Source organism: Youxingia wuxianensis, assembly GCF_014385085.1.
In the GTDB taxonomy this organism is placed as follows: Bacteria; Bacillota; Clostridia; order Oscillospirales; family Ruminococcaceae; genus Youxingia; species Youxingia wuxianensis.
In genome coordinates this window covers 1-6,794 of sequence record NZ_JACRTD010000018.1, presented here as the reverse complement: position 1 = coordinate 6,794, position 6,794 = coordinate 1, and the positions used below count along the sequence as shown (strand labels likewise).

The window sequence follows — 6,794 nt, the reverse complement described above, 5'->3', positions numbered from 1 at the left end:
GGCGCCGGAGCAAAAACGGGGCTGGTTTAGCAAGTTGTTTCGAGGTTAAGAGAACTTGACAAATCGGAATTTGATGAGGTGTAATTATGGTAAGAATTGCAACAGTAAATGATGCAGAGCAATTAAACATCTTAAATGATGAATTTAATGGTGAGAGCGAAACAAGCATAGACAATATTAGAAATTCCCTTATGAATAATAAACAGGAAGTTGTTATCGTTGCTGATGAAGATGATATGTTAGTTGGATTTGTTTGTGTTCAGCTTAAAAAATCGTTCTGCTATGATGAATATATGCCTGAAATTACAGAAGTGTATGTTAAACCAGCATACAGAAAAAGAGGCTTAGCGAGTGAGATGATTACTTTTGCAGAGGCTTATTGTAGTAAGAATTATCCACTTCACCAATATGAACTTCTAACAGGACAAGAAAATCTTGTTGCACAAACTGTATATAATAAACTTGGATATGTAGATGATAATGAACTTCATTTATCAAAACGAGTTAAAACGGAACGCGTTTACACGCGCAGCGCGACATACCAGAAATTTGAGGTGCTGAAGACCAACCGCAACAAGCGGTACAAGTACGGGGAATTCTTCGTCGAGGGCGTGCGAAACATCAACAACGCCGTCGAAAACGGCTGGGAGATCGTGTCGTTCCTCTACGACGGCGACCGGAAGCTCTCGGACTGGGCCAGGGACAAGCTCGCCGCGGTGCGCACGCAGGTCAACTACGCGCTGCGCGGCGAGCTGCTCGCGGCGCTCAGCGGCAAGGCGGACACCTCGGAGCTGCTGGCGGTCGTCAAAATGCGGGACGACGATTTTTCGCGCATCCCGCTTTCGGAAAACCCGCTGATCGCGCTGTTCGACCGCCCCTCGAACCACGGCAATCTCGGCACGATCCTGCGCTCCTGCGACGCGCTCGGCGTGGAGGGGCTGATCCTGACCGGGCACGGCGTGGACCTGTACGACCCGGACGTCGTTTCCTCGACGATGGGCTCGTTCTTTTGCGTGCCGGCGGTCCGCATGTCGGACAACGACTCGGTTTTTGCGTTGATCGACGCGCTGAAGGCGCGCTACCCGGGCTTTCAGGTGGTGGGCACGACGGCGCACCACGAAAAGACGCTTTCGGAAGTGGACTTCACAAAGCCGACGATGCTGCTGATCGGCAACGAGACCGAGGGCCTGCGCCGCATTTACAAGGAGCGCAGCGACGTGCTCGCGACGATTCCGATGAATCCGCGCGGCTCGGCCAGTTCCTTCAACGTGGCCTGCGCCGCCACAGTCATGTTCTACGAAGCCGTGCGCCAACGCGCGGCGGCAACGTGCCGCGGCGAAGTCGCGGGGGGCGCGTGTTAAGAGATAGTCAAATCCTAATTTGAGGAGATGTTCTTATGTATGGATTACTTATATTGAATTTCGTAATACCGTTCGTGATGATTTTTGTGGGATATATCTTAAAGAAGCACCCTGTAAAAGATATGAACTCTGGCAACGGGTACAACACACCTTCCTCACGAAAGTCACAAGAGCATTGGGATTATGCACAAAGCATAGCGCCTAATATTTTTATTGGTATTGGCAAAACATTAGGTTTGGTAGAAATCGTTTTGTGTATATCCTTACTTTTTCTTAATATTTCCGCACAGTCTACCGTATTTGCAGGAGTAGCCGTTGGAATTATATTTCTGTTTTTTGGGTTTTACAAAACTGAAACAGGAATAAAAAACAAATTTTTGGATGATAAATTCTAACTTAGTATAAAAGCAGCAGCGAGCTACCGACTCTTGTAGCCCCCGGCAGGGCGCAAAGGCACTTTCATACTGCCAGCCCCAAAGGGGCGGTGGTGTGAAAGTGCTTTTGCGTTACTTTCTCACAAGAAAGTAACAAAGAGGTTGTGGCCTGCGGCCAGTTATGGTAAAATAGGAATAGTAGGATATGGGCTTTTTGCAGGAAAGGGACGGGTGATTTTATAGGTACAACCATTTCGGGAATGACGGGCCGGGGAAGTATCCGGCACAACAACAGGAGCTTTTCAGCGGCGAATGTAGACCGGAGCAGGTCGGAGCAGAATGTCACCTTTTGCAACGAGGATTTGAAAAAGGTGTACCACGAACTTTTCGATGAAGCCCTGGCTGCCTACAATGCCAAAAAGAAAAAGACCAGGGACAAGATACCAGACTACTATGAGCATATCCGGCAGAGCAAGCAGGAAAAGCTATTTCACGAGGCTATCTTCCAGATCGGCAACTTGACAGACTGCGGGTGCGGCTCCCCTGGAGGGGAACGGGCGGCGGCAGCTCTCAAAGAGTTTGCAGAGTCCTTCCAGGAGCGCAACCCTCATCTGCGGGTGTTTAATATGGTGCTGCACATGGACGAGGCCACGCCCCACCTCCATGTGGACTTCGTGCCGGTGGCAACGGAGCAGAGCCGGGGCCTTTCGACGCGGGTATCAATGAAACAAGCGTTAAAGCAGCAGGGATTTGAAGGGCTGGGCCGGAAGCAGACGGAATGGAAAGCCTGGATGGAACGGGAGAAAGAATCCCTAACGGAAATCGCCCAGGCGCACGAGTTTGAGATTATCAGCTTGGGCGGTGGTCGGCCTCATATGGAGCTGCCAGAGTACAGAGCAGCGGCCCAGCGGCTTGAAGCTATCCAGGAACAGGTGACAGCGGCAGAGCAGGAGATCGCGGCCCTGGAAAAGCAGAGAAAGGCCCTGCAAGGGAATGTGAAGCTGCTGAAAGCGGTGGAGAAGGTCAAGCCCGATTTGGACGCAATACAGCCGGAAAAGACGCTGACAGGGGCCGTCAAGGGCGTGACGGTGGAGCAGGTGAAGGAGCTGAAGGCGGCGGTGATCCGGGGCGCGGCGGCAGAGCAGAAGGTGCGGGAGCTGAAGGTAGAAAACCAACAGCTTCAGCAGAAAATCCCCTCGACGAAAGAAAAGCTGAAGGAGGCCCAGGAGCGGCAGCGGCTTGAAAATGAAAACCGGCAGCTCAAAGTGCAGGTGGAATACCTGGAAGAAGATTTGAGCCGGGCGCGCGGGTTTTCGGCGCGGCTCCAGGAAGGGATCGGGGCGGTGCTGGATTTCCTGGATCGGCACTTGCCAGAGCAGTTCCGGCCCCTGGTCGAAAAGGCGCGTGAGCTGCTACCTGTGCCAGAAGTGCAGCAGCCGGAAAGAGAGCAGGAACGGAGCCACACCTGGGGTGGTATGGAGCTGTAAAAGAAGCCTGTCAGGGGGCCTGGCAAGAGCCGCCCGGACAGGCTATAATAACAGTAAAAATAGGGAATAAAATATATTGATAATATATGCCCCCCTATGGGGGTACAGGGGATAGCAGGAAGTTAGCGTGTCGTAAAATAGGGAATAAAATATATTGATAATATATGCCCCCCTATGGCCTTTAGGCCAGGGAAAAAATAATAAAATATTCTCTCTCGGACAGGGAGAAAGTCGGAGGGGGTTATGGGGGTGAGCGGCGGGGTGTGGGAATGTGGTAAACCTGAAAGGTTTTCCATCATTTCCATGCCCCAGAGCGAGGGGGAAAAGGGGGAGGTGACTTTCTCTTTAAGGCCCCGAAGGGGCCGCTCTTTGGCTCCCCCTTTTCCCCCTGTGGGTTTGCAGAATGTACGAAAAGAGGTGTAAGGAATGGCGGATCAGCAAGCAGCACTGGAACGGCTGCGGGAACTTTATAGGGAAAAGAACGAGCATTTAGGGAAGTTTTTGGAGCCGGTGGAGCCGTATGAGTTTTATCGTGAGATCTTCCCGAAAGGATCTTTCGAGAGGAAGGGTCATTTTGAGGACAGGAAGGGAAACGGGATCGCGGTGACGGTGCCGAAAGGTGAGGTTGACAAGGCTACTGGTATTGCCCTGCAGATTGAGGGGGACGGTAAAGCGAAACGCTGTACCATTACTGACGAGCTGGACGAGCTGCGGGAGCTGCAAGACACCGATTTCACGATTATGTCCCCTATCTCCTATTTTGGACGGCGGCGGTGCGGCAAAAATGCCCGGTATCTCTATGCCCTGGTCTTTGACCTGGACGGGGTGGGTATGCCACAGCTTCGGGACACGCTGCACCAGATGAACAAGGATATTCTGCCCCAGGCAACCTTTGTTGTAAACAGCGGGACGGGGCTTCACCTGTATTATGTGCTGAAAGAGCCGGTGCCTATGTACCCGCACAACCAAAAATGCTTGAAAGAGCTGAAATATGCCCTTACCCGGCAGATTTGGAATAAGTTTACCTCCACCATCAAGGAGCCGCAAATGCAGGGGATTTTGCAGGGTTTTCGGGTGGTCGGCTCCGGCTCGAAGTTGGGGCGTGAGTACCCTGTGAGGGCGTTCCGGCTCGGCGGGCCGGTGGAGCTGGCGCGGCTGCTTGATTATATCCCGGACAGTAACGGGGAGCAGCAGCGGCTTGAGGGGCTTATGAGAAAGAGCCGCCTGTCGCTGGCCGAGGCGAAGGAGAAGTATCCGGATTGGTATGAGCGGCGGATTGTCAAGAAGGAGCGGCGGGGCCGCTGGACAGTCAAGCGTGACCTTTACGACTGGTGGCTGCACCGGATCGCCGATGAAATCCGGGTGGGACATCGTTTCTATGGCATTATGACGCTGGCGATTTATGCGAAAAAATGCGGGATAGACGAGGACGAGCTGCGTCGGGACGCTTTCGCACTGCTCCGGCCCTACGATGATATGAGTGTGGAGGATATAAACCGCTTTACAAAAGATGATGTGGTGTGCGCCCTGGAGATGTTCAACGAGGACTATGTGACATTCCCCAGGGACGATATAGCGAAGCTCTCCGGCCTGACTATGCCTGTCAATAAGCGTAATTTTCAAAAACAAGCAGATCATCTTGAAATTGCAAGAGCCATTCGGGATATTAAAGCGAAACAGCAAGGGAAAAAGGATTGGAGGGAAGGAAATGGGCGGCCTAAAGACAGCGGGACGGCCCAGGCGCGGGTTTATGAATGGCGGCAGCAGCACCCGGAGGGGCGCAAGGCTGACTGTCACCGGGAAACTGGCCTTGATCCGAAAACCGTCCGTAAGTGGTGGGATTGCCCGCCGCCAGCGGTACGCTTTGAAAATGGGCATGTAACGGTGCGGGTGTCCCCTTCCCAGGAGTTGAGCGATTGGCTCCTGGACGCGCTGCACGATGGGGGCCAGGAATAAGGCCCAGAAAGGCCCCTGTTACGCTTTAGAAGCCGTTTTCAGCCCTCCGAGGGTAAATATACCGGCCCCCTCGCTACCGCGCCCGAAAAGCCGCATAAATCAAGGCTTTTTGCCCCCTAAATGCGTACATACCAGGGTGGAAGTTTAAGGGCCAGTGCTTGGGTAAACGACCAGGAATGCATATTGACATTGTGAATAAAAAATGATACAATGTATATAATAAGAGCGAAAGGAGTTGCTATCTATGGCGAATACAAATATTAACATCCGTATGGACGCAGATTTGAAGCGGCAGTTTGAGGCGTTCTGTGCTGATATGGGAATGACGATGACAACGGCGTTCAATGTTTTTGCTCGTAAGGCGGTGAGAGAGTATAGAATACCCTTTGAAATCAGCGGCGATGTGCCGAACGCAGAAACCGTCGAAGCAATCCAGGAAGTAAAGAGAATGAAGGCCGATCCGAGCCTCGGCAAGACCTATTCCAATGTCGATCAGATGATGGAGGAGCTGCTTGCCGATGTATAACATAAGACCAACCACAAAGTTTCAGAAGGATTTGAAGCGTGTGAAAAAGCGCGGCTTTGATATTTCTTTGCTGACCGATATTATTAAAAAGCTGGCTGCGGGGGAGCCGTTGCCGGAGAAGAACAGGGATCACCAGCTTTCCGGGGACTATGCGGGGTGTCGTGAGTGCCACATTACGCCGGATTGGTTGCTGATCTACGAAGTGGACGGGGACGAGCTGATTTTATATCTTACCCGGACGGGATCGCATAGCGACTTATTTTAGGGGAAGGAGGAAAGGTCTATGAGCTGGGATAAAGAGAGGATCGCGCAGATACAGCTTCCCGATCCGGCAGACGATGATCCGCACCCTCGTCTGCTCCTGGAAGGGCGCGGCATACACGCAGGAGAGGGATTTACAGCTTTGTTTCCAGATGGCTGGCACGAGATTACCCTTGAAGTAGCCTGGGAGCCGACAGGCCCTGCTTGCTGGTACATATCTACGCCTGGGTTTAAGGGTGTGTGTCCTGTGGGCCTGTTCGTGAAAGTATGAAAACGATCCGGCAGATAGCCGACGAGATAGGGGTATCAAAGACAGCGGTAAGTAAACAAATCGAAAACCTGGGTTTGCGATCAAGTTTGCGAAAAAACGGAAACCAGTTTGCGATTGATGAACACCAGGAAGCTTTGATAAAACAGGCTTTTTTTGAAAAAACGCAAACTGAAATCGAAAACCAATCGCAAACTAAAACGCAAACCGAAAACCGTGAAGTTGGCGATTTGGTTTGCGTTTTACAGGCCACCATCGACACACTGCAAGGGCAGCTTGAAGTGAAAGACCGGCAGATCGAGCAGCAGGCTCAGACCATTACTCGGCTCACTGATGCGCTGGCCGCTGCCCAGCAGACGGCGGCAGCGGCCCAGGCTCTTCACGCGGGGACGATCCAGCAGCAGCTTCTTACCGGGGAGGCCGGAGCGGATCAGCAGGACCAGGCGCCGGAGCAAAAACGGGGCTGGTTTAGCAAGTTGTTTCGAGGTTAAGAGAACTTGACAAATCGGAATTTGATGAGGTGTAATTATGGTAAGAATTGCAACAGTAAATGATGCAGAG

8 protein-coding genes are annotated in these 6,794 nt (G+C 52.2%); all 8 read left to right on the top strand.

Annotation, left to right across the window (positions count from 1 at the left end):
• The first annotated feature begins 86 nt into the window (after nucleotides 1-86).
• The 8 genes from H8705_RS13460 to H8705_RS13425 all read left to right on the top strand — a co-directional run bounded on the left by H8705_RS13460 (nucleotide 87) and on the right by H8705_RS13425 (nucleotide 6,724).
• A complete protein-coding gene (locus H8705_RS13460; protein WP_262396301.1) occupies nucleotides 87-1,361 on the top strand; it encodes a GNAT family N-acetyltransferase in 1,275 nt (424 codons plus the stop codon).
• A 35-nt stretch (nucleotides 1,362-1,396) separates the two neighbouring features.
• Nucleotides 1,397-1,756, top strand: a complete 360-nt coding sequence (locus tag H8705_RS13455; RefSeq protein WP_087990360.1) for an SdpI family protein — start codon at nucleotides 1,397-1,399, stop codon at nucleotides 1,754-1,756.
• Between the two features lie 239 nt (nucleotides 1,757-1,995).
• Nucleotides 1,996-3,222, top strand: a complete 1,227-nt coding sequence (locus tag H8705_RS13450; RefSeq protein ID WP_181966766.1) for a plasmid recombination protein — start codon at nucleotides 1,996-1,998, stop codon at nucleotides 3,220-3,222.
• A 426-nt stretch (nucleotides 3,223-3,648) separates the two neighbouring features.
• Nucleotides 3,649-5,178, top strand: a complete 1,530-nt coding sequence (locus tag H8705_RS13445) for a hypothetical protein (protein ID WP_117508232.1) — start codon at nucleotides 3,649-3,651, stop codon at nucleotides 5,176-5,178.
• A gap of 244 nt (nucleotides 5,179-5,422) precedes the next feature.
• Nucleotides 5,423-5,704, top strand: a complete 282-nt coding sequence (locus H8705_RS13440; RefSeq protein WP_087295645.1) for a type II toxin-antitoxin system RelB/DinJ family antitoxin — start codon at nucleotides 5,423-5,425, stop codon at nucleotides 5,702-5,704.
• Nucleotides 5,697-5,969 carry a type II toxin-antitoxin system YafQ family toxin gene (locus H8705_RS13435; RefSeq protein ID WP_066859802.1) on the top strand — a complete coding sequence of 91 codons (273 nt, stop codon included), beginning with the start codon at nucleotides 5,697-5,699 and terminating at the stop codon, nucleotides 5,967-5,969. The genes H8705_RS13440 and H8705_RS13435 overlap by 8 nt, the downstream gene beginning before the upstream one ends.
• Before the next feature lie 18 nt (nucleotides 5,970-5,987).
• Nucleotides 5,988-6,236 (top strand): hypothetical protein, encoded by a 249-nt coding sequence (locus H8705_RS13430; protein WP_087295647.1) that lies wholly within the window; start codon nucleotides 5,988-5,990, stop codon nucleotides 6,234-6,236.
• Entirely contained in the window at nucleotides 6,233-6,724 is a 492-nt protein-coding gene (locus H8705_RS13425) for a hypothetical protein (RefSeq protein WP_087990358.1), read from the top strand. Before H8705_RS13430 ends, H8705_RS13425 begins: the two co-directional genes overlap by 4 nt.
• Nucleotides 6,725-6,794: the final 70 nt, after the last annotated feature.

What these genes read in the sequence shown, in the direction of transcription:
- H8705_RS13425 (WP_087990358.1), top strand. Translation starts at nt 6,233, where the DNA reads ATGAAAACGATCCGGCAGATAGCCGACGAGATAGGGGTATCAAAGACA.
- H8705_RS13430 (WP_087295647.1), top strand. Translation starts at nt 5,988, where the DNA reads ATGAGCTGGGATAAAGAGAGGATCGCGCAGATACAGCTTCCCGATCCG.
- H8705_RS13455 (WP_087990360.1), top strand. Translation starts at nt 1,397, where the DNA reads ATGTATGGATTACTTATATTGAATTTCGTAATACCGTTCGTGATGATT.
- H8705_RS13440 (WP_087295645.1), top strand. Translation starts at nt 5,423, where the DNA reads ATGGCGAATACAAATATTAACATCCGTATGGACGCAGATTTGAAGCGG.
- H8705_RS13460 (WP_262396301.1), top strand. Translation starts at nt 87, where the DNA reads ATGGTAAGAATTGCAACAGTAAATGATGCAGAGCAATTAAACATCTTA.
- H8705_RS13450 (WP_181966766.1), top strand. Translation starts at nt 1,996, where the DNA reads ATGACGGGCCGGGGAAGTATCCGGCACAACAACAGGAGCTTTTCAGCG.
- H8705_RS13435 (WP_066859802.1), top strand. Translation starts at nt 5,697, where the DNA reads ATGTATAACATAAGACCAACCACAAAGTTTCAGAAGGATTTGAAGCGT.
- H8705_RS13445 (WP_117508232.1), top strand. Translation starts at nt 3,649, where the DNA reads ATGGCGGATCAGCAAGCAGCACTGGAACGGCTGCGGGAACTTTATAGG.